The organism is Alkalihalophilus lindianensis (assembly GCF_032843265.1).
In the GTDB taxonomy this organism is placed as follows: domain Bacteria; phylum Bacillota; class Bacilli; order Bacillales; family Bacillaceae_D; genus Alkalihalophilus; species Alkalihalophilus lindianensis.
In genome coordinates, this window is record NZ_JAWJBA010000211.1 from 1 (window position 1) to 279 (window position 279).

Annotated in this window: 1 protein-coding gene; it reads right to left on the reverse strand. The window is 68.5% G+C overall.

What is annotated here, in order from left to right:
- A partial coding sequence (locus RYX56_RS26565) for a DUF3734 domain-containing protein (protein WP_317124066.1) occupies window positions 1–279 on the reverse strand: 279 nt, incomplete at both ends.

The following is a 279-nucleotide window of genomic DNA, read 5'->3' on the forward strand; positions in this document are numbered from 1 at the left end:
GAAGCCTTCAAGCGGGTCGAAATCGCCGCGCCACGGCGCCGCCTCCAGCGTCCGCATCGTGTCGGCATATCCTGCCTCGCGGCGCTGGCGAATGCCCGACGGGCTGAAGTCGATATCCTTGCTGTGGTCCTCGTTCGCGAGCGCCGGCGCCAGCAGCCGGATCACATGCATGCGCGTCGGGCAGCCATAGGCTGCCAGTTCGGCGACGCCCGGCTTCTCGCGGCTTCCGTCGGGGAGCAGCGCGGTCAGTTCAGTGATAACGTGGCGGAGGCGGTGGAG